The organism is Microbacterium sp. EF45047 (assembly GCF_028472845.1).
Taxonomy (GTDB): domain Bacteria; phylum Actinomycetota; class Actinomycetes; order Actinomycetales; family Microbacteriaceae; genus Microbacterium; species Microbacterium neungamense.
In genome coordinates, this window is sequence record NZ_CP069429.1 from 1349113 (window position 1) to 1373497 (window position 24385).

Below are 24385 nucleotides of genomic sequence, written 5' to 3' on the forward strand. Positions count from 1 at the left end.
CATGACGGGTGCCGACATGACGGATGCGGCGGCGACCGCACGCACGCGGCTCGAGGTCTGGGGCGACCCGATCGCGCACAGCCGTTCCCCGCAGCTGCACACCGCCGCGTACCGCGTTCTCGGGCTGGACTGGTCGTACGGCCGCCGCCGCGTGTCCGAGGCCGCGTTCGCGGCGGAGCTCGCGAGGCTGGACGACACCTGGCGGGGCCTGTCGCTGACCATGCCGCTCAAGGAGGTCGCCCATCGGGCCGCGCAGGAGCGGGATCGTCACGCCGAGCTCACCGGAGCGGTGAACACCCTGCTCCTGGGCGACATGCTGCGCGGCTTCAACACCGACGTCGGCGGGATCGTCGACGCGTTCACGCAGGCCGGCGTCGACGGCATCCGCAGCGTCCGCATCCTCGGCGCCGGGGCCACCGCGGCATCCGCGCTCGTCGCCGCCTCCCTCCTCGGCGCCGAGCGCGCCGAGATCCGCGCACGCCGGCCCGAGGCGGCCGCCGGCCTGGCCGCCATCGGCGACCGCACCGGCACGGCGGTCGCGGTGCGGCCGTTCGACGCGCCCGCGGCCCCTGTCGACGCCACGATCGCCACGCTGCCCAGCGGCACCGTGCTCGACCCCGTCGTCGCCGAGCCGCTCATCGAGAGCGGGGGCGTGCTGTTCGAGGCGGCTTACGCGCCGTGGCCGTCCGCGCTGGCGGCCGGCTGGCCGCACCCGACGGTGATCTCCGGCTTCGAGATGCTGCTGCACCAGGCGGTGCGGCAGATCCGGATCTTCCGGCACGGCGCACAGGACGAGCCGCTGCCGCAGGAGGACGTCATCGTGGCGGTGATGCGCTCCGCGGCCATGGGAGACTAGAGCAATGCTCCGCGTGCTCACGGCCGGCGAATCGCACGGTCCCGAACTCATCGCCGTCATGGAGGGTCTTCCCTCCGGTGTCCCCGTCACCGCCGAGGCCATCCAGGCCGACCTGCAGCGGCGCAAGCTCGGCTACGGGCGCGGCTCGCGGATGAAGTTCGAGCAGGACGAGCTGACCATCTCCGGGGGCGTGCGGCACGGCAGGACCCTGGGCAGCCCGATCGCGCTGCGCATCGGCAACACCGAGTGGCCGAAGTGGGTCGAGGTGATGAACCCGGCGCCGGTCGAGCTGACCGACAAGTCCCGCGGCCGCGGCGCCCCGCTCACCCGTCCCCGCCCCGGGCACGCCGACCTCGTCGGCATGCAGAAGTACGACTTCGACGAGGCCCGCCCGATCCTGGAGCGCGCCAGCGCACGGGAGACCGCCGCCCGCGTCGCGCTCGGCGCCGTGGCCCGCGCCTTCCTCGGCGAGCTCGGCATCCGCCTGGTCAGCCACACGCTGTCCATCGGCCCCGTGCACGTGCCGGACGGCGCGCCGCTGCCCACGCCCGACGATGTCGCAGCGCTCGATGCCGACCCGCTGCGCTGCTTCCACGCCGAGACGTCCGAGCGGATGGTCGCCGAGGTCGACGCAGCCCGCAAGGACGGCGACACCCTGGGCGGCATCGTCGAGGTGCTCGCCTACGGGCTGCCGCCGGGGCTCGGCTCGCACGTGCACTGGGACCGGCGGCTGGACGGCCGGCTGGCGCAGGCGCTGATGAGCATCCAGGCCATCAAGGGCGTCGAGGTCGGCGACGGCTTCGAGACGACCCGCCGCCGCGGTTCGGCCGCGCACGACGAGCTGTTCGCGGCCGAGGACGGCATCACGCGCGCCTCCGACCGGGCCGGCGGCACCGAGGGCGGCATGTCCACCGGGACGGTGCTCCGCGTCCGCGCGGGCATGAAGCCGATCGCGACCGTCCCGCATGCCCTGCGCACCATCGACGTGTCCTCCGGCGAACCCGCCACGGCCCACCACCAGCGCTCCGACGTGTGCGCGGTGCCGGCGGCGGGCGTCGTCGCCGAGGCCATGGTCGCGATCGAGCTGGCCCGCGCGGTGCTGGAGAAGTTCGGCGGCGACAGCGTCGGCGAGACCCGCCGCAACCTCGAGGGCTACCTCGCGGCGATCCCGGAGGCGCTGCGCACCGCGCCGGCATCCGAGGCGGCGCTGCTCGCGCATGATGAGCTCGGCTGAGCGCCCGCTCACCCTCGTCCTCGTCGGGCCGATGGCCGCGGGGAAGACGAGCATCGGACGCCGAGTCGCCCGCCTGCTGGAGGTGCCGTTCATCGACACCGACAAGTGGATCGCGGCGGCGCACGGCCCGATCCCGGCGTTGTTCCAGGAACACGGCGAGGCGCATTTCCGCGAGCTTGAGCGCGCGGCCGTGGCCGGGGCGCTCGACGAGGGCGGCGTGGTCTCGCTCGGGGGAGGAGCGGTGACGGATGCCGGCACGCGGGCGCTGCTGGCGCGGCATCCGGTCGTCTTCCTCACCGTCACCGCGGAGGCGGTGGCCGACCGGATCCGGGGCGGAGGCCGGCCACTGCTGCAGGCGGAGGACCCGGTGCAGCGCTGGCAGGAGATCTTCACCGCCCGGCGTGGCTGGTATCAGGAGGTCGCCGACCTGACGGTGGACACGTCGCGGCGGCCGATACGGCGCATCGCCGAGGAGATCGCCGAGTGGAGGAGAGGACAGGCATGAGCATGACGACCATCAGCGTGACCGGACAGGACGCCTACGACATCACCGTGGGGCGGGGCATCCTCGACCGGGTGTCGCAGGCGCTGGCGCCGTCGGTGCGGAAGGTGCTCGTGGTGCATCCGCCGACGCTCGCCGACCGCGCCGCGCAGCTGCGCGAGCGGCTGCTCGCCGACACCGCGGAAGGACCCCGCGAGGTGCTGCTCGCGGAGATCCCGGATGCCGAGCAGGGCAAGCGGGTGGAGGTGGCCGCGTTCTGCTGGCAGGTGATGGGGCAGGCGGACTTCACCCGCACGGACGCCGTCGTCGGCTACGGCGGGGGAGCGGTCACCGACCTGGCCGGTTTCGTCGCCGCGACCTGGCTGCGCGGGGTGCAGGTGGTGCAGGTGCCCACCACGGTGCTCGGCCTCGTGGACGCCGCTGTCGGGGGCAAGACCGGCATCAACACCGCCGAGGGGAAGAACCTCGTCGGCGCGTTCTGGGCGCCGCGCGCCGTCATCGGCGATCTCGACGAGCTCGCCAGCCTCAGCCCGAACGAGGCCACCGCCGGATTCGCCGAGGTCGTCAAGGCCGGGTTCATCTGGGCGCCGGAGATCCTCGACATCGTCGAGGCGGATCCGGCCCGCGCCGTGGACACCACCACCGACGAGTTCCGCCGCGCCGTGGAGCTCGCGATCGACATGAAGGCGAAGGTCGTCTCCAGCGACTTCCGCGAGGCCGGGCAGCGCGAGATCCTGAACTACGGGCACACGCTCGGGCACGCGATCGAGCACGCCGAGCGCTACCGGTGGCGCCACGGCGCCGCGATCTCGGTCGGGATGCTGTACGCGGCGGAGCTGTCCCGCCTCGCCGGGCGACTGTCGGACGCGGCGGCCGAGCGCCACCGCACCGTGCTGGAGTCGCTGGGCCTGCCCACCTCCTACCGGGCGGGTGCCTGGCCGCAGCTGCTCGCGACGATGCAGCGCGACAAGAAGGCCCGTGGCGGGATGCTGCGCTTCATCGTGCTGGACGACATCGCCAGGCCGACGGTGCTGCAGGCCCCGGACGAGTCGCTGCTGTTCGCGGCGTACCAGGAGGTCGCGGCATGAGACGACGCCTGCTGCTCGTGAACGGCCCGAACCTGAACCTGCTCGGCACCCGGGAGCCGGAGGTGTACGGCACCGCCACCCTCGCCGACGTGGAGCGCCTCACCGCGGATGCGGCGGCCGAGCTCGGCTACGAGGTGCGCGCCGTCCAGAGCAACCACGAGGGCGCGCTCATCGACGCGATCCACGCCGCGCGCGAGGACTGTGCCGGCATCGTGATCAACCCGGGCGGGCTGACGCACACCTCGGTCTCGCTGCGCGACGCCCTCACCGGTGTCGGCCTGCCGTTCGCCGAGGTGCACATCTCGGACGTGTACGCGCGCGAGGAGTTCCGGCACTTCTCCTACCTGGACGACGTCGCCGCGGTGCGCGTCGTCGGTCACGGCGTGGACGGTTATGCCGAAGCGGTGCGGGAGCTCGTCGCACGCCTGTAGCGATCAGAACGGCGGCGGTGCGTCTGCCGGAGCGGCCGGAGCGGCCGAGCGGCCGGATCCGTCCACGGGATCGGGCCGGTTCGCGCTTCCCTCGGCGCGGAGCTCTCCTTGCCCGTGGGCATGATCACCTGAACCGTCCGGTCGGGTCGGGATCGGAATCTGGCCTTGGTGCGGTGCCGGTGGGTGTGATCCCGGGGGCAGAGGGGGCGCAGATCGGCGACGTTCGTCCGGCCGCCGGTTGCCCAGGGTCGCTCGTGGTCGATGTCAGCCTCCGCGGCGAGCCGCTCGCATCCGTCGCGGGCGCACGTGCCGTGCTGCAGGATCAGGAAGTCGCGCTGCGCCTTGGTCGGCCGGTACGTGCGGCGGTCCGTGACCGGATCGATGGTGTCGCCTCCGACGAACCGCGCGCTCTCCATCGGAACCGGTTCGCCTGCCAGCAGCTGCATCGGGATCGTGACGTACACGCAGGTCTTCACGGCGGTGAGGGTGCCCTCGCCCTTCTGCCAGGAGGCGAAAAGGTCGGCACGGATCTGGTCGCGGGTGCGACCGTCCCGCTCGGACTTCTGCATGTGCTTGGCGGTCGCGGTGAGCCGGCGGTGCGCGGCCCGGGCGTCCGCGGCGGCACGGTCCACGGCCTCGAAGGCCGCGGCCTCGGCATCCGTCTCCTCCGGCGACGCATCGACGGCGGCCCGCCAGGATCGCGGAACGCTCCGCGACAGCGGCGGCATCCGTCTCCCCGTGGGGGACGTACACCTCGGGATGCTCGCGAGCCATCTCGATCGCCTCGACGATCCGCTGCGCGCGACGGGAAGCCTGACGGTTCGCCTCGTTGCCGGTGCAGGCGAGATCGTCGAGCAGGAACGCGACGACCTCGCCCGGTGTGCGCGGGGTCGCGTCGTACTCGGTCCGCCGCGATCCCGTAGAATCGACTGTCGGCCCTCCGCGCTGGCCGCGTCGACCGGCCCCATCTCTTCTCACACACGAACGGACTCTTCCGCATGGCATCGACCGCAGACATCAAGAACGGCGTCGTCCTCAACATCGACGGACAGCTCTGGAGCGTCGTGGAGTTCCAGCACGTCAAGCCGGGCAAGGGCGGCGCGTTCGTGCGCACCAAGCTGAAGAACGTCGTCACCGGCAAGGTCGTCGACAAGACGTACAACGCCGGCGCCAAGGTCGACATCGAGAACGTCGACCGCCGCGACTTCACCTACCTGTACACCGACGGCGACGGCTTCGTCTTCATGGACACCACCGACTACGACCAGATCACGGTCGGCGCCGCCACCGTCGGCGACGCGAAGAACTTCCTGCTCGAGAACCAGCAGGTCACCATCGCGCTGAACAACGGCAACCCGCTGTACATCGACCTCCCGGCGTCCGTCGTGCTCGAGGTCACCTACACCGAGCCGGGCCTGCAGGGCGACCGCTCCTCGGCCGGCACGAAGCCCGCGACCCTCGAGACCGGGTACGAGATCCAGGTCCCGCTGTTCGTGGAGACCGGCACCAAGGTCAAGGTCGACACCCGGACCGGCGAGTACCTCGGCCGCGAGAAGTAAGGCGTGAGCGCCCGCACCAAGGCGCGCAAGCGCGCCCTCGACATCCTCTTCTCCGCCGATGTGCGCGGGGACGAGATCGCCGTGAGCCTGGCCGCCGCGGCGAAGCGGGCCGCCAACGAACCGGCGCGCGAGGCCTCATGGCTGTATGCCCGCGACATCGTCGACGGCATCCTCGACCACCGCGAGGAGATCGACGAGCAGATCACGACGCACAGCCGGGACTGGAAGCTGGAGCGGATGCCCGCCGTCGACCGCGCTCTGCTGCGCATCGGCACCTGGGAGATCCTCTTCAACGACGAGGTGCCGACGGCCGTCGCGATCGACGAGGCGGTCGAACTCGCCAAGGAGCTCTCCACCGAGGACTCCGGTGCGTTCGTGCACGGCGTTCTGGCGCGGATCGCCCGCGCCAGCTGACTCGCCCGGCCGGGCGGTGTCGGAGACCCCGGGCAGGATGAACGCATGAGTCCTCCGGCCACCAAGCCGCCGCCCGGCGCGATGCCGGGGATGCACAGGGCCCCGCGGGTAGAATCGACCGGTCGACTCAGGAGGAGAAGCATGCGGATCACGGGACTCGGCCACGCCGGGATGTTCATCGAGACGGCCGGCGGGAACATCATCTGCGACCCCGTGATCGGCCCCTCGTTCTACGGCTCGTGGTTCCCGTTCCCCGACAACCGCGGCCTGGACTGGGAGCGGCTCGGACGCGAGGCCGACTTCCTGTACATCTCCCACCGGCACCGCGACCACTTCGACCCGCGGCTGCTGCAGCGCTACATCCGCACCGACATCGAGGTGCTGCTGCCGGAGTACCCGACCGATGACCTGGAGCAGGACATCCGGGCGCTCGGCTACCACAACATCACCTACGCGCCCGCCGGCGAGATCATCCAGCGCGGCGAGCTGAAGCTGATGATCACCCCGCTCCGCGCCCCCAGCGACGGGCCGATCGGCGATTCCTCCCTCAGCGTGGACGACGGCACGGCGTCGATCCTGAACCAGAACGACTCGCACCCGCTGGACCTGGAGAAGCTGCTCACGTTCGGCAAGCCTGAGGCGTACTTCACCCAGGTCTCCGGCGCGATCTGGTGGCCGATGGTCTACGACCTGCCGCAGGACGCCAAGCAGAACTTCGCCCGTCTCAAGCGGGAGGCGCAGAACAAGCGCGCGATGTACTACATCGAGAAGGTCGACGCGCCGCACGTGTTCCCGATGGCGGGCCCGCCGATGTTCCTGCGCGACGACCTGTTCCGGTACAACGGCTGGGGCGCGGACGACGACTCGATCTTCACCGACCAGAAGCAGTTCCTCGCCCATCTGAAGGAGCAGGCGCCGCAGTACGACGGGCACCTGTTCCTGCCCGGCACGGTCGTGGAGATGAACCACGGCGAGATGTCGGTGACCCAGTCGCTGTTCACCGATGCGGAGATCGCCCGCATCTTCGACGACAAGTGGGGCTACCTCGAGGAGCAGCGCGCCACCCGCCAGCAGGAGCTGCGCGACGAGGAGGCCTCGCGCGCCCCGGTCCTGCCGCCGGAGGAGATGCTCGCCGAGCTGAAGGCGTGGTGGGAGCCGCTGCTGAAGAAGTCGCGCACGATCCGGCTCGGCGTCGGCGGCCCGGTGCGGATGACGATCGGCGAGCTCGACCTCGTCGTCGACTTCCCCAAGGCCAAGGTGCGCGAGTACGCCGGCGAGGACGTCGAGTTCTGGTACACGATCCCCGCCGACCTCGTCTCGACGAACATCCGCGACCACGAGATCGACTGGTCGAACTCGATCTTCCTGTCGATGCAGTTCAGCGCCGGCCGCAAGGGCAAGTTCAACGAGTTCATCTACACGTTCTTCAAGTGCCTCTCCGTCGACCGGATCGAGTACGTCGAGAACTGGTACCAGGAGCAGACCGACCAGACCGAGGACGCCGAGATCGGCGACTGGATCGTGCAGCGCCGCTGTCCGCACCTGCGCGCCGATCTTACCCGCACGGGGAGAATCGACGAGGACGGCGTGCTCACCTGCAGCATGCACGACTGGAAGTGGGACCTGAAGACCGGCCGCTGCCTGAGCACCCAGGGCCACCCGATCCGCGCGAAGAAGGTCGACGAGGTCACGGAGGAAGCGCTCCGCCCCGCGGTCTGAGACCGACGGGGTGTGACGGTCGCCGCGGCCTGACCCGGTAGACTGGGCGGGCAAGCAACCTTTAACACCGTCCGGAGAGGCGGAGAAGGGAGCGTCGAATGAGTGCACGCACCGTGCTGCACGAAGCCGACATCTCGCGGGCGCTGACCCGCATCGCCCACGAGATCCTGGAATCGAACCGGGGGGCCGACGGTCTCGTCCTCCTCGGCATCCCGACCCGCGGGACCACTCTCGCCGAGCGCCTCGGCCCGCTGATCAGCGGCATCGCCCAGGTGGACATCCCGGTGGGCTCGCTCGACGTCACGCTGTTCCGCGACGACCTCGCCAAGCATCCGACCCGCTCGCCCAAGCGCACCGAGATCCCCGCCGGCGGCATCGACGGGAAGACCGTGGTGCTCGTCGACGACGTGCTGTTCTCCGGGCGCAGCATCCGCGCCGCGCTGGACGCCCTGCAGTCCATCGGCCGGCCCGCGGTGGTGCGGCTCGCGATCCTCGTCGACCGCGGGCACCGGGAGCTGCCCATCCGCCCGGACTTCGTCGGCAAGAACATCCCCTCGGCCCGCTCGGAGCGCGTCAACGTTCACCTGCGCGAGATCGACGGCGCGGACGAGGTGACGATCGAAGCATGAGGCACCTGCTCGACACCCGCACCCTCGACCGCGACACCGCCCTGCGCATCCTCGACATCGCCGAGGACATGGCCGACACCCAGTCGCGCCAGGTGAAGAAGCTGCCCACGCTGCTGGGCAAGACCGTGGTCAACCTCTTCTTCGAGGACTCCACGCGCACCCGCATCTCCTTCGAGGCCGCCGCCAAGCGCCTCTCCGCCGACGTCATCAACTTCGCCGCCAAGGGCTCCAGCGTCTCCAAGGGCGAGAGCCTGAAGGACACCGCGCAGACCCTCGAGGCGATCGGTGCGGATGCCGTCGTCATCCGCCACTCCGCCTCCGGCGCCCCGCAGACCCTGGCGACCAGCGGCTGGATCTCCGCCGGGGTCGTGAACGCCGGCGACGGCACCCACGAGCACCCCACCCAGGCGCTGCTGGACGCGTTCACCATCCGCAAGCGCTTCTACGGCGACGACAGCCGCGGCCGCGACCTGGACGGGCTGCGCGTGGTCATCGTCGGCGACGTGCTGCACTCGAGGGTCGCCCGCTCCAACGTGTGGCTGCTGACCACGCTCGGCGCCCACGTCACCCTAGTCTCGCCGCCCACGCTGCTGCCGCAGAACGTGTCGCTGTGGCCGGTCGACGTCGAGTTCGACCTGGACCGGGCCCTGGGCGCGGGTCCGGATGCGGTGATGATGCTGCGCATCCAGGCGGAGCGCATGAACGCCGCCTATTTCCCCACTGAGCGGGAGTATTCCCGGCTCTGGGGGCTCGACGCCGTGCGCGTGGCGGGCCTGCCGGAGACTAGCATTGTGATGCACCCCGGACCCATGAACCGCGGTCTGGAGATCTCCAGCGAGGCCGCCGATTCCGCCCGCGCCACCGTGCTCGAGCAGGTGGCGAACGGGGTGTCCGTGAGAATGGCCGTGCTCTACCTGCTGCTGGCGGGGGAGCGGAACGAGGAACGAGGGGGAGAGCAGTGACCGAGTCCCTCGTGATCACCGGCGCTCAGCTGACCGGAGGCGACACCGCCGACCTGATCGTGGAGAACGGCCGGATCGCCGAGATCGGCACCGGCCTCAGCCGCGCCGGCGCGCGCGTGGTGGATGCCGCGGGACTGATCGCCCTGCCCGGGCTGGTCGACCTGCACACGCACCTGCGCGAGCCCGGGTACGTGGCGTCCGAGACGGTGCTCACCGGCACCCGGGCGGCCGCCGCCGGCGGGTTCACCGCCGTGTTCGCCATGCCGAACACCTCGCCCGTCGCGGACACCGCCGGCGTCGTCGAGCAGGAGCTCGCCCTCGGCGAGGCATCCGGCTACGCCACGGTGCAGCCCATCGGCGCGGTCACCGTCGGGCAGAAGGGGGAGCGGCTGGCCGAGCTCGGCGCCATGGCCTCCTCCCGCGCCCGCGTGCGCGTGTTCAGCGACGACGGCTTCTGCGTGTGGGACCCGCTGATCATGCGCCGCGCGCTGGAGTACGTGAAATCGTTCGGCGGCGTGATCGCACAGCACGCGCAGGACCCGCGTCTCACCGAGGGCGCGCAGATGAACGAGGGCGCCGTCTCCGCCGAGCTCGGTCTCGCCGGCTGGCCGGCCGTCGCGGAGGAGTCGATCATCGCCCGCGACGTGCTGCTCGCCGAGCACGTCGGGTCGCGCCTGCACGTGTGCCACCTCTCCACCGCCGGGTCGGTCGACATCATCCGCTGGGCCAAGAAGCGGGGCATCCAGGTCACCGCAGAGGTCACCCCGCACCACCTTCTGCTGACCGACGAGCTCGTCCGCGGCTACGACGCCCGCTACAAGGTGAACCCGCCGCTGCGGCGCGAGGAGGACGTGCGCGCGGTCCGCGAGGGCCTGGCCGACGGCACGATCGACATCGTCGCCACCGACCACGCCCCGCATCCGTCCGAGAACAAGGCGTGCGAATGGCAGGCCGCGGCGAACGGCATGGTCGGGCTGGAGAGCGCACTGCGCGTGGTGCACCAGTCCATGGTCGCCACCGGGATGCTGGACTGGGCGGACGTCGCCCGGGTGATGAGCGCAGCCCCCGCCCGGATCGGCAGCCTGGACGGCCACGGCCGTCCGCTCGCCGTCGGCGAGCCCGCGCACATCACGCTGTACGACCCCGCTGCCGGCGGCGTGTTCACGGAGGACGACCTGCGCGGCCGCAGTCGCAACTCGCCCTACCTGGGTCGCGAGCTCCCGGGGCGGGTGCAGTGGACCATCCACGGCGGCGTCGTGACCCTGGCCGACGGCCAGCTGGTCGAGGAGCTGCCCGGGACCCTGGGCGAGCGGAGCGGAGCGCAGTGAGCCGCGAGCTCGCCGTGCTGATCGTGGCGGCCCTCGCGCTGCTCGCGCTCGGCGCCATGTACCTCGCCTGGCGGAGGCGGCTGCGCCGCGACTCCGGCCTCGAGGCGCCGCTCGGCGTGCCGGAGCACGCCGAGGTGACCGGGCGCTCCGAGATCCTCTACGTCGCCACCACCCGCCACGACGAGCCGCTGGAGCGGCTCACCATCCGCCCGCTCGCGTACCGCGCTCGTGGTGAGCTCGTGCTCACCGACCGCGGCGCGGCGCTCAGCCTCGACGGGGCGCCGACGGTGTTCCTCGCCTCCGACCGCCTGGTCGAGGCGGACACCGCGACCGTGACCATCGACCGCGTCGTGGAGCCGGGCGGTCTGATCCGCCTGGTCTGGCGCGTCACCGACGGCATCCTCGTCGATTCCTACCTCCGCGTCGCCGACGGCGGCCCGGAACGTATTCTTCCCGACCTGCGGCGCCTGTGCACCGCTCCGGAGACAGGAGCAGCAGAATGACCCTCTCGACACGCTCAGGGTCCCTGATCGAGCCCGCCGTGCTCGTCCTCGAGGACGGCACCCGCTACCGCGGCCGCGCCTATGGCGCCCGCGGCACCACCCTCGGCGAGGTGGTCTTCGCGACCGGCATGTCCGGCTACCAGGAGACCCTGACCGACCCGTCCTACGCCGGCCAGATCGTGCTGCAGACCGCACCGCACATCGGCAACACCGGCATGAACGACGAGGACCCGGAGTCCCGACGCATCTGGGTCGCCGGGTACATCGTCCGCGACCCCTCCCGCGTCGTGTCGAACTGGCGGGCGAGCACCTCGCTGGACGATCTCCTGGTCCGCGACGGCATCGTCGGCATCGCCGGCATCGACACCCGGGCGATCACCCGGCACATCCGCTCGGCCGGTTCCATGCGCGGCGGCATCTTCTCCGGCCCGGAGGCCGCCCTCGACCCGGAGGAGCAGCTGCGCCGGGTCACCGCGGCGCCGGAGATGACCGGCCGGAACCTGTCCGCCGAGGTCTCCGTCAGCGCGGTGCAGGTGGTGCCGGCGGTCGGCGAGCGCATCGGCAACCTCGCCGTGCTCGACCTGGGCGTCAAGCAGGCCACCCTGGACAACCTCGCCGCGCGGGGCTTCGAGGTGCACGTGCTGCCGCAGAGCGCCACGATCGACGACATCCGCGCCCTCGACCCGGTCGCCGTGTTCTACTCCAACGGCCCCGGCGACCCCGCCGCCTCCGACGCGCACGTCACGCTGCTGCGCGAGGTGCTCGACGAGCGGCTGCCGTTCTTCGGCATCTGCTTCGGCAACCAGCTGCTCGGGCGCGCCCTGGGCCTGGGCACCTACAAGCTGCCGTTCGGACACCGCGGCATCAACCAGCCGGTGCTCGACAAGTCCACCGGCAAGGTGGAGATCACCGCGCACAACCACGGCTTCGCCGTCGACGCGCCCCTGGACGGCCCCTTCGACAGCCCGGCCGGCTACGGCCGCGTCGAGGTCAGCCACGTCGGCCTCAACGACCGCGTGGTCGAGGGCCTGCGCGCCCTGGACATCCCCGCATTCTCGGTCCAGTACCACCCCGAGGCGGCCGCCGGCCCGCACGACGCCAACTACCTCTTCGACCGGTTCCGCGATCTCGTCGTCGCGACCCTCAGCCAGAAGACCGAGAAGGACGGCAAGTAATGCCCAAGCGCGACGACATCAACTCCGTTCTCGTCATCGGCTCCGGCCCCATCGTCATCGGTCAGGCCTGCGAGTTCGACTACTCCGGCACCCAGGCGTGCCGCGTCCTCCGCGAGGAGGGCGTCCGGGTCATCCTGGTCAACTCCAACCCGGCCACGATCATGACCGATCCTGACTTCGCCGACGCCACCTACGTCGAGCCGATCACCCCCGAGGTGATCGAGACGATCATCGCCAAGGAGCGCCCGGACGCCATCCTGCCCACCCTGGGCGGCCAGACCGCCCTGAACGCCGCGATGGCGCTGCACGAGCGCGGCATCCTGGAGAAGTACGACGTCGAGCTCATCGGCGCCAAGGTGGACGCGATCCGCAAGGGCGAGGACCGGCAGATCTTCAAGCAGCTCGTGATCGAGGCGGGCGCCGATGTTGCGGCATCCCGCATCTGCCACACCATGGACGAGGTCCTCGCCGGCGCCGCCGAGCTCGGCTACCCGCTGGTGGTGCGCCCCAGCTTCACGATGGGCGGCCTCGGCTCCGGCTTCGCGTTCGACGAGGACGACCTGCGCCGCATCGCCGGTGCCGGCCTGCACGACTCGCCGACCAGCGAGGTGCTCCTGGAGGAGTCCATCCTCGGCTGGAAGGAGTACGAGCTCGAGCTGATGCGCGACACCGCCGACAACACCGTCGTCGTCTGCTCGATCGAGAACGTCGACCCGGTCGGCGTGCACACCGGCGACTCGATCACGGTCGCCCCGGCGCTCACGCTCACCGACCGCGAGTACCAGAGGCTGCGCGACATCGGCATCGACATCATCCGCGCCGTCGGCGTGGACACCGGCGGCTGCAACATCCAGTTCGCGGTGAACCCCGAGAACGGGCGCATCATCGTCATCGAGATGAACCCGCGGGTGTCCCGCTCCAGCGCGCTGGCGTCCAAGGCCACCGGCTTCCCGATCGCGAAGCTGGCCGCCAAGCTCGCCCTCGGCTACCGGCTGGACGAGATCCCGAACGACATCACCGGGGTCACCCCGGCGAGCTTCGAGCCGACCCTCGACTACGTCGTGGTGAAGGTGCCGCGGTTCGCCTTCGAGAAGTTCCCGGCCGCCGACCCGACTCTCACCACCACCATGAAGTCGGTGGGCGAGGCGATGGCGATCGGCCGCAACTACACCACCGCCCTGCAGAAGGCGCTCCGCTCGCTGGAGAAGCGCGGCTCGAGCTTCCACTGGGGCGAGGAGGAGCGCTCCGTGGAGGAGCTGCTCGAGATCGCGAAGACCCCCACCGACGGGCGCATCGTCGTGGTGCAGCAGGCGCTGCGCAAGGGCGCCACCATCGAGCAGGCGTTCGCGGCGACCGCGATCGACCCGTGGTTCCTCGACCAGATCGTGCTCATCAACGAGGTCGCGGATGCCGTCGCCCAGGCGCCGGAGCTGACCGCCGAGGTCATCCGGTACGCGAAGGAGCACGGCTTCTCCGACGCGCAGCTGGCGCAGCTGCGCGGCCTGACCGAGGAGGAGGTCCGCGGGGTGCGTCACGGCCTCGGCGTCCGCCCGGTGTACAAGACGGTGGACACCTGCGCGGGCGAGTTCCCCGCGCTCACCCCGTACCACTACTCCAGCTACGACCACGAGACCGAGGTCGAGCCGTCCGAGCGCACCAAGGTCGTCATCATCGGCTCCGGCCCGAACCGCATCGGCCAGGGGGTGGAGTTCGACTACTCGTGCGTGCACGCGTCGTTCGCCCTCGCGGATGCCGGGTACGAGACCGTCATGGTCAACTGCAACCCGGAGACCGTGTCCACCGACTACGACACCTCCGACCGGCTGTACTTCGAGCCGCTCACCCTGGAGGACGTGCTGGAGGTGCTGCACGCCGAGGCGCAGAGCGGCACCATCCTCGGCGTCGTCTGCCAGCTCGGCGGGCAGACCCCGCTGGGCCTGGCCAAGGGCATCGAGGCGGCCGGGTACACCGTGCTCGGCACCAGCCCCGCCGCGATCGACCTCGCCGAGGAGCGGGAGCAGTTCTCCCGCCTGCTCGATACCGCAGGTCTGGTCGCGCCGCGCAACGGCACGGCGATCGACGTGGAGGGCGCGGTGCGCGTGGCCGAGGAGATCGGCTACCCGGTGCTGGTGCGCCCGAGCTTCGTGCTCGGCGGCCGCGGCATGGAGATCGTCTACAGCACCGAGGCGCTGCGGGACTACTTCGTGCGCATCGCCGACCAGGCCATCATCGGCCCCGGGCAGCCGCTGCTCGTGGACCGCTTCCTGGACGACGCGATCGAGATCGACGTGGACGCGCTGTACGACGGCCGGGAGCTGTTCATCGGCGGCGTGATGGAGCACCTCGAGGAGGCCGGCATCCACTCCGGCGACTCCAGCTGCACCCTCCCGCCGGTGTCGCTGGGCCGCTCCGACATCGACCGCGTCCGGGAGGCCACCCTCGCGATCGCGGAGGGCGTGGGCGTGCGCGGGCTGCTGAACGTGCAGTTCGCCATCAGCGCCGGCGTGCTGTACGTGATCGAGGCGAACCCGCGCGCCAGCCGCACGGTCCCGTTCGTGTCCAAGGCGCTCGGCATCCCGATGGCGAAGGCCGCCAGCCGCATCATGGCCGGCGCCACCATCGCGGACCTGCGCGCGGAGGGGATGCTGCCGGAGCAGGACGGCTCGCGTGTGCCGCTGGACGCGCCGGTCGCGGTGAAGGAGGCGGTGCTGCCGTTCAAGCGGTTCCGCACCAGGGACGGCAAGATCGTCGACTCCGTGCTCGGCCCGGAGATGCGCTCCACCGGCGAGGTGATGGGCATCGACCGCGACTTCCCGACCGCGTTCGCGAAGAGCCAGGCCGCCGCGTACGGCGGGATGCCGACCTCGGGCACCGTGTTCATCTCGGTGGCCGATGCCGACAAGCGCGCCGTGATCCTGCCGGCGCACCGCCTGCAGCAGCTCGGCTTCACCCTGGTCGCCACCGAGGGGACCGCGGAGATCCTGCGCCGCAACGGCATCGCGGTGACCGTGGTCGCCAAGTACAGCGAGACGCAGGAGTCCGGCGAGCAGAACATCGTCGACCTCATCAACGCCGGCGAGATCGACATCGTCGTGAACACCCCGGGCGGGGGAGCGGCGCGCGCGGACGGGTACGAGATCCGCGCCGCCGCCGTCGCCGCCGACAAGGCGCTGTTCACCACGATCGCGGTGCTCGGCGCGGCGGTGACGGGCATGGACGCCGCCGACCAGGGCTTCGACGTGAAGAGCCTGCAGGAGTACGACCTGGACCGGAAGGCGGCGGTGTGACCTTCGGAGAGCGTCTCGGCGCGGCGATGGCCGCGCACGGTCCGCTGTGCGTCGGCATCGACCCGCACGGCGCCCTGCTGGACGCGTGGGGACTGCCGCAGGACGCCGACGGCGTGCGCGCGTTCGGCCTGCGGGTCGTCGACGCGGCCGCCGGCCGGGTCGGCGCCGTGAAGCCGCAGGTGGCGTTCTACGAGCGGTTCGGCTCGCGCGGCTTCGCCGCCCTCGAGGACGTGCTCGCCGCGGCCAGGGAGGCCGGGCTGCTCGTGATCGCGGATGCCAAGCGCGGCGACATCGGCTCGACCATGGCCGGGTACGCGGACGCGTGGCTGAGCCCCGGGTCCCCGCTGGAGTCAGATGCCGTGACCGTCAGCCCCTACCTCGGCCCGGAGTCGCTGCGGGAGACCATCGCGACGGCCGTCCGCGCCGGGAAGGGCCTGTTCGTCCTCGCCGCGACGAGCAACCCGGAGGCGGCGGCCCTGCAGACCGCCCGCACGGTCGACGTCGCCGCCGCCGAGGAGCAGACCGTCGCCCAGCGCGTGGCCCGCGACGTCACCTGGCCGAACGGCTCGCCCGCCTTCGACGGCGGCCTCGGCCCGATCGGGCTGGTGATCGGCGCCACCGTGGACCGCGACGAGCTCGGACTGCCCGATGCGCTGCTCGCTGGGACCCCCATCCTCGCTCCCGGGTTCGGGGCGCAGGGCGCCACCCCCGAGGACCTCACCGTCCGCTTCGGCCCGCTGGCCGGCAACGTGCTCGCGAACGAGAGCCGCAGCGTCCTCGGCGCGGGGCCGGACCGGCTGGCCGCGACGATCCAGGAGCGGGCCGCCCGCTACCGGGAGGTGCTCCGTGGCTGAACGCCGCATCGTCCCCGAGGTCGACCGGGCCGCGGCCGCCCAGCGCGCGCTGGAGCGCCGCCGCGCCCGCGCGTCGCTCAAGCGCGACCTGTCCACCCGCGTGGTGTCCCCGCAGGAGGTGCTCCGCCGTGCCGTGGCGGACGCCGACTCGGACGCCGGCACGATGCGGATCACCGACTTCCTGATCGCCCTTCCCGCGATCGGCGCGGGCAAGCGCGACCGCATCCTCGAAGAGCTGCGCATCTCTCCGGTGAAGCGGCTGGGCGGACTGGGCGTGCGGCAGATCGCCGACCTGTCGCACTGGCTGGACGAGCGCTTCCCGATCCCGGAGCCCCGCGCCGGCCGCAGCCGCCTGCTCGTGCTCGCCGGACCGACCGCGGTCGGCAAGGGCACCGTCGCCGCGCACATCCGCAAGACGCATCCCGAGATCCACCTGTCGGTCTCCGCCACCACCCGCGCCCCGCGGCCGGGGGAGATCGACGGCGTGCACTACTACTTCGTCGACGACGCCGAGTTCGACCGGCTGATCGCGGACGGCGAGCTGCTCGAGTACGCCGTGGTGCACAACAAGCACCGCTACGGCACGCCGCGCGGCCCCGTCGACGCCGCCCTCGCCGAGGGGAAGACGGTGCTGCTGGAGATCGACCTGCAGGGCGCCCGTCAGGTGCGCGCCGCCGAGCCGTCCGCGACGCTGATCTTCCTGCTGCCGCCGTCCTGGGACGAGCTGGTGCACCGGCTCGTCGGACGCGGCACCGAGGATGCCGAGGAGAGGGCGCGCCGGCTGCGCACCGCGAAGGCCGAACTGGCCGCGCAGTACGAGTTCGACTACCGCATCGTGAACGAGGACGTCGCCCGCGCCGCGCAGGAGGTCGTAGACTTGTCAGCGGCGTCACCGCGCTGACCCGGCCCCTGAGCCCGTCGAAGGGCCCTGAGCCCGTCGAAGGGCCCTGAGCCCGTCGAAGGGTCGCGCGCCCGCATCACCGACTTCGCGACGATCCCGTCGCCCGATCAGGAGGTCCACCATGGCCGGACACCACACCAACGGCATCATCGACCCGCCCATCGACAACCTGCTCGAGCGCGTCGACAACAAGTACGAGCTGGTGATCTACGCCGCCAAGCGCGCCCGCCAGATCAACGACTACTACTCGGACCTGCACGAGGGCAACCTCTTCGACAACGTGGGCCCGCTGGTCGACTCGACCGTCGAGGACAAGCCGCTCACCATCGCGCTCCACGAGATCAACGAGGACAAGCTCCGCATCCGTCACGCCGAGTGACGGGCGGCAGTGCTTCGATGAGCGCTCTGCGCCTGTTCACCTCCGAGTCCGTCACGGAGGGTCACCCCGACAAGATCTGCGATCAGATCTCGGACAGCATCCTGGACGGCCTGCTCACCGTCGACCGCGGCTCCCGCGTCGCCGTCGAGACGCTCGTCACCACCGGCCTCGTGCACGTGGCGGGCGAGATCCGCACCGAGGGCTACGTCGACATCCCGACGATCGTGCGCGACGTCGTGAACGGCATCGGCTACACCTCGAGCGACACCGGGTTCGACGGGTCCTCCTGCGGCGTCAGCGTGTCGGTGGGCGAGCAGTCCAGCGACATCGCGCACGGCGTGGACCAGGCCCAGGAGCACCGCGACGGCGGCTCCACCGACCCGCGCGACGCGCTCGGCGCCGGCGACCAGGGCATCATGTTCGGCTTCGCGACCGACGAGACCCCGCAGCTGATGCCGATGGCGGCGTGGACGGCGCACCGGATCGCCGAGCGCCTCACCGAGGTGCGCCGCTCCGGCGAGCTGCCGTTCCTGCGCCCCGACGGCAAGACGCAGGTCACCCTCGGCTACGACGGGTTCACCCCGAAGACCGTCGACGCGGTCGTGCTGTCCACCCAGCACCACCCGGACGTGTCGCAGGAGGAGCTGAAGGAGCTGGTCCGCGAGCGCGTGATCGACCCCGTGCTCGAGCAGACCGGACTGGACCTCGCCGACGGCCTCGCCTACTTCATCAACCCGGCCGGCCCGTTCGTCACCGGCGGTCCGAAGGGCGACGCCGGGCTCACCGGCCGCAAGATCATCATCGACACCTACGGCGGCGCCGCCCGCCACGGCGGCGGGGCGTTCAGCGGCAAGGACCCGTCCAAGGTCGACCGCTCAGGCGCCTACGCCATGCGCTGGGTGGCGAAGAACGTCGTCGCCGCCGGCCTCGCCTCCCGCGCCGAGGTGCAGGTGGCCTACGCCATCGGCGTGGCCCGGCCGGTCGGCCTGTACGTGGAGACCTTCGGCACCGGCACGGTCCCGGACGAGGTGATCACGAAGGCGATCACCGAGGTGTTCGACCTGCGCCCGCAGGCGATCATCGAGGAGCTCGACCTGCTCCGCCCGATCTACGCCCAGACCGCCACCTACGGCCACTTCGGCCGCGAGCTGCCCGACTTCACCTGGGAGCGCACGGACCGCGCTGACGCCCTGCGCCGCGCCGCCGGACGCTGACCGCCGTGACCCGGCGTATCGCGCGGGTGGTCATCGACTCGCCGCTGCCGCAGCTGGACCGGCTGTTCGACTACGCCCTGCCGGCGGAGCTCGGCCCGGTGACCCCGGGCGTGCGGGTGCGCGTGCCGCTGCGCACCGCGGGACGGGTCGTGGACGGCTACGTCGCCGGGATCGCGGAGGAGACGGATGCCGCACGCCCGTTGTCCGCGGTGGAGAGCGTCGTCTCCCCGGTGGCCGTGATGCCCGACCGGCTGTACCGTCTGGCCCGCCGCGCCGCCGACCGCGCCGCCGGCTCCGCCTCCGACATCCTGCGGCTGGCGATCCCGAAACGGCAGGTGCGCGTGGAGAAGGCGTGGCGCCCGGAGGAGGAGGCCCCGGTGCCGCTCACCGATGCGGCCGAGCGCGCCCGAGCGGTGCTCGCCGGGTACGACGGCCTGGAAGCCGTGCTCGCCGAGGGCGGCCGCGCCGCCGTCGAGGCCGTGCCCGGGCTGGACGACGGCATGCCGCAGTGGGCGCGGATGCTCGCCGCCGCGGCGACCGCGGTCCTCGCCGGCGGGCGCTCCGCCGTGCTTGTGGTGCCCGACCACCGCGACCAGGACCGGCTGCTCGCGGCGCTGGCCGAGCTGCTCCCCGAGGAGGCCGTGGTCCGGCACGACGCCCGGCAGGCGAACCCGGACCGGTACCGCGCCTTCCTGCGCACCCTGGAGTCCCGCCCGTGCGTGGTCGTCGGCAACCGCTCCGCGGTGTACGCGCCGGTCGAGGCGGGCCTGGTCGCCCTGTGGGACGACGGCGATCCGCTGCTCGCCGAGCCGCTGGCGCCGTACGTGCACGCCAGGGACGCGGCGCTGCTGCGGCAGGAGCAGGAGGGCGGGGCGCTGCTGCTGGCCGGGCACACCCGCACCTCCGAGGCGCAGCGGCTCGTCGAGCACGGCTGGCTGCGGGAGATCACCGCGACCCGCCGGGTGCTGCCGCGGGTGGTGCTGAGCACGCCGCAGGAGCTGGAGCAGGCCGCGCAGCGGCTGCCGTCCAGCGCGTACGCCGCCGCGCGCGCCGCGGCGGCGGAGGGTCCCGTGCTGGTGCAGGTGGCCCGACCCGGTTTCTCGCCCTCCCTGGTGTGCGCCACCTGCCGGGCGCCGGCGCGCTGCGCCCACTGCGGCGGCCCGCTCGGCGCCCGGCGCCGCGGCGCGGTGCCGGTGTGCGGATGGTGCGGCCGCGCGGCGCACGCCTGGCGATGCCCGCACTGCTCCTCCGAGCAGGTGCGGCTGGCCTCCTCGGGCACCGAGCGCACCGCCGACGAGCTGGGACGCGCCTTCCCTGGCGTGCGGGTGATCGTCTCGGACGGCACCCACCCGGTCGAGCGGGTGGATGCGAAGCCGGCGCTCGTGATCGCCACCCGCGGCGCCGAGCCGCTCGCCGACGGCGGCTACCGCGCGGTGCTGCTGCTGGACGGGGCGCGGATGCTGCAGGCCCCGGAGCTGCGGATCGGCGAGTCCTGCCTGCGGTGGTGGTCGAACGCCGCCGCCCTCGCCGCCCCGGGCGCCCCGGTGCATCTGGTCGGGGTGGACAGCCCGGTCGCGCGGGCGCTGGCGACCTGGACGCAGCCGGCCTATGCGCGCGGAGAGCTGCAGGCGCGCGCACCGCTGCGGATGCCGCCGACCGTGCGGGTGGCGCAGGTCGACGGGCTTTCGGCATCCGTGCGCGGCGCCCTCGACGCGCTCCGCGGGATCGGCGTCGACGGCGAGGCCGTGCTCGGGCCTGTTCCGGTGGACGAGGACGGCCGCGTCCGCGCCCTGGTGCGGTTCGGATACGGGGCAGGGCCCGCGGTGGCCGCGGCACTGCGCGCGGCCGTGATCGCCGACGCCACGCTGGCGCGGCGCGGACGCGACCGCACCGGCGGCAGGGGCAGGGCGACCCTGTCCGTGCACCTCGATATCCTCGAACCGGAGATCTGACCCGATCCCGCGATCCGAACCGGAGCACCTTCATGCGCCTCGTCTTCGCCGGCACGCCGGCCGTCGCCGTCCCCACCCTGCGCACCCTCGCCGCGGCCCATGAGGTGGCCGCCGTCGTCACCCGGCCGGACGCGCCGCTGGGCCGCAAGCGGGTGCTCGCCCCGTCCCCGGTCGCCGAGGCCGCTGCCGGGCTCGGCATCCCGGTGATCCGCGCCGCCCGGCTGGACGCGGACGCCACCGCGAAGGTGACCGCGCTGCGGCCCGACCTCGGCGTGATCGTCGCGTACGGCGGCCTGGTGCGCGCCCCGCTGCTGACCGCCCCGACGCACGGCTGGATCAACCTGCACTTCTCCCTGCTGCCGCGCTGGCGCGGCGCCGCCCCGGTGCAGCACGCGCTCATCGCCGGTGACGAGGAGCTCGGCGTGAGCGTCTTCCAGCTCGTGCCGGAGCTCGACGCCGGCGACGTGTTCGCCTCCCGGCCCGTCCCGGTGCCGCCGGATGCCACCGCCGCCACCGCTCTGGGCGTGCTGGCCGAGGCGGGCGCCGGGATCACCGCCGAGGTGGTCGACGCCATCGCCGCGGGCACCGCGGTCGCGGTGCCGCAGTCGGGGCCGCACACGCTCGCACCCAAGCTCACCCTCGCCGACGGGCTCCTGGACTGGACCCGCCCGCTCGCCGAGGTGTACGCCCGGTTCCGCGGCACCACCCCGGAACCCGGCGCGCACACCACCGTCGACGGCGCCCGGCTGAAGATCCTCGACGCCGCCCCCGCCGGGGACGCCGTGCCGCTGGCGCCCGGCGAGATCGCCGCGGGACGGCAGCACGTGCTCGTCGGCACCGGCACCGCGCCGCTCGAGGTGCGCCGCGTCCAGCCCGCCGGCAAGGCTGCCATGGCGGCGGGCGACTGGTGGCGCGGCCTGCGCACCCCGGTGAGGGCGGGATCGTGAACCGGGGCGGGAACGGGACCCGGGGCGGGAACGGAAACCGGGGCCGGGGCGGGAACCGGGGCGGGAACGTCGATCGCACCGTGCACGATCGCACCGTGCAGCCGGCCCGCCGTGTGGCGTACGACGTGCTCCGCGCGGTGAGCGACTCCGACGCCTACGCCAACCTCCTGCTGCCCGCCCTGATCGACGAGGCGGGCCTGGACGCGCAGGACGCGGGGCTCGCCACCGAGCTCACCTACGGGACGCTGCGCCGACGCGGCACCTACGACGCGATCATCGCCGCGGCCGCCGGCCGCCCAGCATCAGACATCGACCCGGCCGTCCTCGACGCGCTCCGCCTGGGCGCCCACCAGCTGCTGGCCACCCGGGTCGCCGGCCACGCCGCTGTGAACGAGTCGGTCAACCTCGCCGCCGCGCAGGGGCGCGGCGCCGCCGGCTTCGCGAACGCCGTGCTGCGGCGGATCTCCCGCGATGCCCCCGAGCACTGGCAGCAGGTCGTGGAGAGCAGCGCCCGCTCCGACGACGAACGGCTCGCGCTGCGCACCGCCCACCCGGTGTGGGTGATCCGCGCCCTGCGCCGCGCGCTGGCCGCCGAGGACCGCGCGGACGAGCTGGACGCCCTGCTCGAGGCCGACAACGCCTCGCCCGAGGTCACGCTCGCCGCCCTGCCCGGACTCGCCGAGCCCGGGGAGCCGCGCCGCCCCTATGCGCCCACCGCGTTCGGCTCGCCCGGCGGCGACCCCCGCGCGGTCGTCCTCACGTCGCAGGGCGCCGTCCGCGTGCAGGACGAGGGCTCGCAGCTGGTCGCCCTCGCTCTCGCCGCCGCGGCGCCGGTCCGGGCGGGGGAGCGGTGGCTCGACCTGTGCGCCGGGCCGGGCGGGAAGACGGCGCTGCTGGCCGCGGAGGCGCTGCGGCACGGCGCCCGCCTGGAGGCGAACGAGGTGGTGCCGGCACGGGCGGGCCTGGTCCGCCAGGCGCTGCGCCCGCTGCCGGTGGACGTGCCGGTGCACGAGGAGGACGGACGGATGCTCGCCGCGCGGCATCCGGGCGCCTTCGACCGCATTCTCGTGGACGCGCCGTGCACGGGCCTGGGCGCCCTGCGCCGCCGCCCGGAGGCGCGCTGGCGGAAGACCCCGGCCGACGTGCCCGAGCTGGTCGCGCTGCAGACCGGACTGCTGGACGCCGCGCTCGACGCCCTCGCACCCGGCGGGATCGTCGCCTACGCCACCTGCTCGCCGCACCTCGCGGAGACCACCGGCGTCGTCGCCGACGTGCTCCGCGGCCGCACCGACGTGACCGAGCTGGACGCCCGCGCCGTCGTCGCCGGGCTCGCCCGCAGCCCGATCGACCTCGCCTCCGACGGCACCGGCCGGGTGCAGCTGTGGCCGCACCGGCATGGCACCGACGCCATGTTCCTCGCTCTGCTGCGGCGGGACGGGCGGCCGCGCGACGGCGCGGGACGCGACTGAGGCAGGATAGACGGGTGAGCCTTCCCGACCCGCCGCGCATCAACCCCAGCATCCTGGCCGCCGACTTCGTGAACATGCAGGCCGAGCTCGCCCGCATCGCGACCGCCGACTTCGTGCACGTCGACGTCATGGACAACCACTTCGTGCCGAACCTCACCTTCGGCCCGCAGATGGTCGAGCGCATCCAGCAGACCAGCCCGATCCCGCTCGACGTGCACCTGATGATCACCGACCCCGACCGCTGGGCCCCCGGCTACGCGGAGCTGGGCGCGGCGAGCGTCACCTTCCACCTCGAGGCCGCCGCCGACCCGGTCGCCCTCGCGCGACGGCTGCGCGACATCGGCGCCCGCGCCGGCGTCGCCATCAAGCCCGGCACCGCGGGGGAGGCGCTGTACGACATCCTCGACGAGTTCGACCAGATCCTGGTGATGACCGTCGAGCCCGGATTCGGCGGCCAGGGCTTCCTGGCCGAGACGATGCCGAAGCTGCGCGCCCTGCGCGACGAGGCGCGCCGCCGCGGGTCGGACGTGTGGCTGCAGGTCGACGGCGGCATCTCCGCCGACACCATCGCGCAGGCCGCCGCCGCCGGGGCGGACACCTTCGTCGCCGGCTCCGCGGTGTACGGCGCGGACGACATCGAGGCGGCGATCGGCGGTCTCCGGGCCCGTGCGCGAGCCGCTAGCCTGGAATCGTGAAGACCTTCGACGAGCTGTTCGGCCAGCTGAGCGAGACCGCCCGGACCCGGCCGGAGGGCTCGGGCACCGTGGCGCAGCTCGACCGCGGCGTGCACGCGATCGGCAAGAAGATCGTCGAGGAGGCCGCCGAGGTGTGGATGGCCGCCGAGTACCAGAGCGACGAGGAGACCGCCGAGGAGATCTCCCAGCTGCTCTACCACCTGCAGGTGCTCATGCTTGCGAAGGGCCTCGAGCTCGAGGACGTGTACCGACATCTCTGATCCGGCCGTCCCCGCTCGATCGACCCG

23 protein-coding genes and 1 pseudogene are annotated in these 24385 nt (G+C 72.7%); 23 read left to right on the forward strand and 1 reads right to left on the reverse strand.

Annotated features, from left to right (window positions below; translation table 11 throughout):
- Position 1: 1 nt before the first annotated feature.
- From JRG78_RS06485 to aroQ, 5 genes are read left to right on the forward strand one after another with little or no spacing between them, the layout of a single operon-like run.
- Positions 2-856 (forward strand): shikimate dehydrogenase family protein, encoded by an 855-nt coding sequence (locus JRG78_RS06485; protein ID WP_259605921.1) that lies wholly within the window; start codon positions 2-4, stop codon positions 854-856.
- 4 nt (positions 857-860) lie between these two features.
- Complete coding sequence (gene aroC / locus JRG78_RS06490; protein ID WP_259605922.1) at positions 861-2090, forward strand: chorismate synthase; 1230 nt, start codon at positions 861-863, stop codon at positions 2088-2090.
- Positions 2074-2595 carry a shikimate kinase gene (locus tag JRG78_RS06495; RefSeq protein WP_259605923.1) on the forward strand — a complete coding sequence of 174 codons (522 nt, stop codon included), beginning with the start codon at positions 2074-2076 and terminating at the stop codon, positions 2593-2595. Before aroC ends, JRG78_RS06495 begins: the two co-directional genes overlap by 17 nt.
- Complete coding sequence (gene aroB, locus JRG78_RS06500; RefSeq protein WP_259605924.1) at positions 2592-3680, forward strand: 3-dehydroquinate synthase; 1089 nt, start codon at positions 2592-2594, stop codon at positions 3678-3680. The genes JRG78_RS06495 and aroB overlap by 4 nt, the downstream gene beginning before the upstream one ends.
- Complete coding sequence (aroQ, locus tag JRG78_RS06505) at positions 3677-4111, forward strand: type II 3-dehydroquinate dehydratase (protein ID WP_259605925.1); 435 nt, start codon at positions 3677-3679, stop codon at positions 4109-4111. The genes aroB and aroQ overlap by 4 nt, the downstream gene beginning before the upstream one ends.
- Here aroQ and JRG78_RS06510 read toward each other — a convergent pair.
- Positions 4072-4839, reverse strand: coding sequence for an HNH endonuclease signature motif containing protein (locus JRG78_RS06510; protein WP_272653214.1), 768 nt, complete (start codon positions 4837-4839; stop codon positions 4072-4074). The genes aroQ and JRG78_RS06510 overlap by 40 nt on opposite strands.
- A 270-nt stretch (positions 4840-5109) precedes the next feature.
- Here JRG78_RS06510 and efp point away from each other — a divergent pair, with 270 nt between their 5' ends.
- The 18 genes and pseudogenes from efp to JRG78_RS06600 all read left to right on the forward strand — a co-directional run bounded on the left by efp (position 5110) and on the right by JRG78_RS06600 (position 24358).
- A complete protein-coding gene (efp, locus tag JRG78_RS06515) occupies positions 5110-5670 on the forward strand; it encodes an elongation factor P (protein WP_259605927.1) in 561 nt (186 codons plus the stop codon).
- A gap of 3 nt (positions 5671-5673) precedes the next feature.
- Complete coding sequence (nusB, locus tag JRG78_RS06520) at positions 5674-6084, forward strand: transcription antitermination factor NusB (protein WP_259605928.1); 411 nt, start codon at positions 5674-5676, stop codon at positions 6082-6084.
- 141 nt (positions 6085-6225) lie between these two features.
- Positions 6226-7803, forward strand: a complete 1578-nt coding sequence (locus tag JRG78_RS06525) for a Rieske 2Fe-2S domain-containing protein (protein WP_272653215.1) — start codon at positions 6226-6228, stop codon at positions 7801-7803.
- A 95-nt stretch (positions 7804-7898) separates the two neighbouring features.
- Positions 7899-8432 (forward strand): annotated as a pseudogene (pyrR, locus tag JRG78_RS06530) (bifunctional pyr operon transcriptional regulator/uracil phosphoribosyltransferase PyrR); the annotation flags it as partial.
- Entirely contained in the window at positions 8429-9394 is a 966-nt protein-coding gene (locus JRG78_RS06535) for an aspartate carbamoyltransferase catalytic subunit (protein ID WP_259605930.1), read from the forward strand. The pseudogene pyrR and the gene JRG78_RS06535, both read left to right, overlap by 4 nt.
- Complete coding sequence (locus tag JRG78_RS06540) at positions 9391-10722, forward strand: dihydroorotase (RefSeq protein ID WP_272653216.1); 1332 nt, start codon at positions 9391-9393, stop codon at positions 10720-10722. The genes JRG78_RS06535 and JRG78_RS06540 overlap by 4 nt, the downstream gene beginning before the upstream one ends.
- Positions 10719-11225, forward strand: coding sequence for a PH-like domain-containing protein (locus JRG78_RS06545; RefSeq protein WP_272653217.1), 507 nt, complete (start codon positions 10719-10721; stop codon positions 11223-11225). The genes JRG78_RS06540 and JRG78_RS06545 overlap by 4 nt, the downstream gene beginning before the upstream one ends.
- Positions 11222-12400, forward strand: a complete 1179-nt coding sequence (gene carA, locus JRG78_RS06550; RefSeq protein ID WP_272653218.1) for a glutamine-hydrolyzing carbamoyl-phosphate synthase small subunit — start codon at positions 11222-11224, stop codon at positions 12398-12400. Before JRG78_RS06545 ends, carA begins: the two co-directional genes overlap by 4 nt.
- Positions 12400-15687 (forward strand): carbamoyl-phosphate synthase large subunit, encoded by a 3288-nt coding sequence (carB, locus tag JRG78_RS06555; RefSeq protein WP_272653219.1) that lies wholly within the window; start codon positions 12400-12402, stop codon positions 15685-15687. The genes carA and carB overlap by 1 nt, the downstream gene beginning before the upstream one ends.
- Complete coding sequence (gene pyrF / locus JRG78_RS06560; RefSeq protein WP_272653220.1) at positions 15684-16541, forward strand: orotidine-5'-phosphate decarboxylase; 858 nt, start codon at positions 15684-15686, stop codon at positions 16539-16541. Before carB ends, pyrF begins: the two co-directional genes overlap by 4 nt.
- A complete protein-coding gene (gene gmk / locus JRG78_RS06565; RefSeq protein WP_272653221.1) occupies positions 16534-17442 on the forward strand; it encodes a guanylate kinase in 909 nt (302 codons plus the stop codon). Before pyrF ends, gmk begins: the two co-directional genes overlap by 8 nt.
- Positions 17443-17563: 121 nt before the next feature.
- Positions 17564-17821: a DNA-directed RNA polymerase subunit omega gene (gene rpoZ, locus JRG78_RS06570; RefSeq protein ID WP_259605936.1), complete on the forward strand. Its 258-nt coding sequence runs from the start codon at positions 17564-17566 to the stop codon at positions 17819-17821.
- 17 nt (positions 17822-17838) lie between these two features.
- A complete protein-coding gene (metK, locus tag JRG78_RS06575) occupies positions 17839-19035 on the forward strand; it encodes a methionine adenosyltransferase (RefSeq protein ID WP_272653222.1) in 1197 nt (398 codons plus the stop codon).
- A gap of 5 nt (positions 19036-19040) precedes the next feature.
- Entirely contained in the window at positions 19041-20987 is a 1947-nt protein-coding gene (locus JRG78_RS06580) for a primosomal protein N' (RefSeq protein ID WP_442927191.1), read from the forward strand.
- A 32-nt stretch (positions 20988-21019) separates the two neighbouring features.
- Entirely contained in the window at positions 21020-21934 is a 915-nt protein-coding gene (gene fmt, locus JRG78_RS06585) for a methionyl-tRNA formyltransferase (protein ID WP_259605938.1), read from the forward strand.
- Positions 21935-22014: 80 nt separating this feature from the next.
- Positions 22015-23403: an RsmB/NOP family class I SAM-dependent RNA methyltransferase gene (locus JRG78_RS06590; RefSeq protein ID WP_272653223.1), complete on the forward strand. Its 1389-nt coding sequence runs from the start codon at positions 22015-22017 to the stop codon at positions 23401-23403.
- Positions 23404-23417: 14 nt separating this feature from the next.
- On the forward strand, positions 23418-24098 hold the full coding sequence (gene rpe / locus JRG78_RS06595) for a ribulose-phosphate 3-epimerase (RefSeq protein WP_259605940.1): 681 nt from the start codon (positions 23418-23420) through the stop codon (positions 24096-24098).
- The gene (locus JRG78_RS06600) at positions 24095-24358 is read left to right on the forward strand and encodes a phosphoribosyl-ATP diphosphatase (protein ID WP_259605941.1); all 264 of its coding nucleotides are present in this window, start codon (positions 24095-24097) and stop codon (positions 24356-24358) included. The genes rpe and JRG78_RS06600 overlap by 4 nt, the downstream gene beginning before the upstream one ends.
- Positions 24359-24385: the final 27 nt, after the last annotated feature.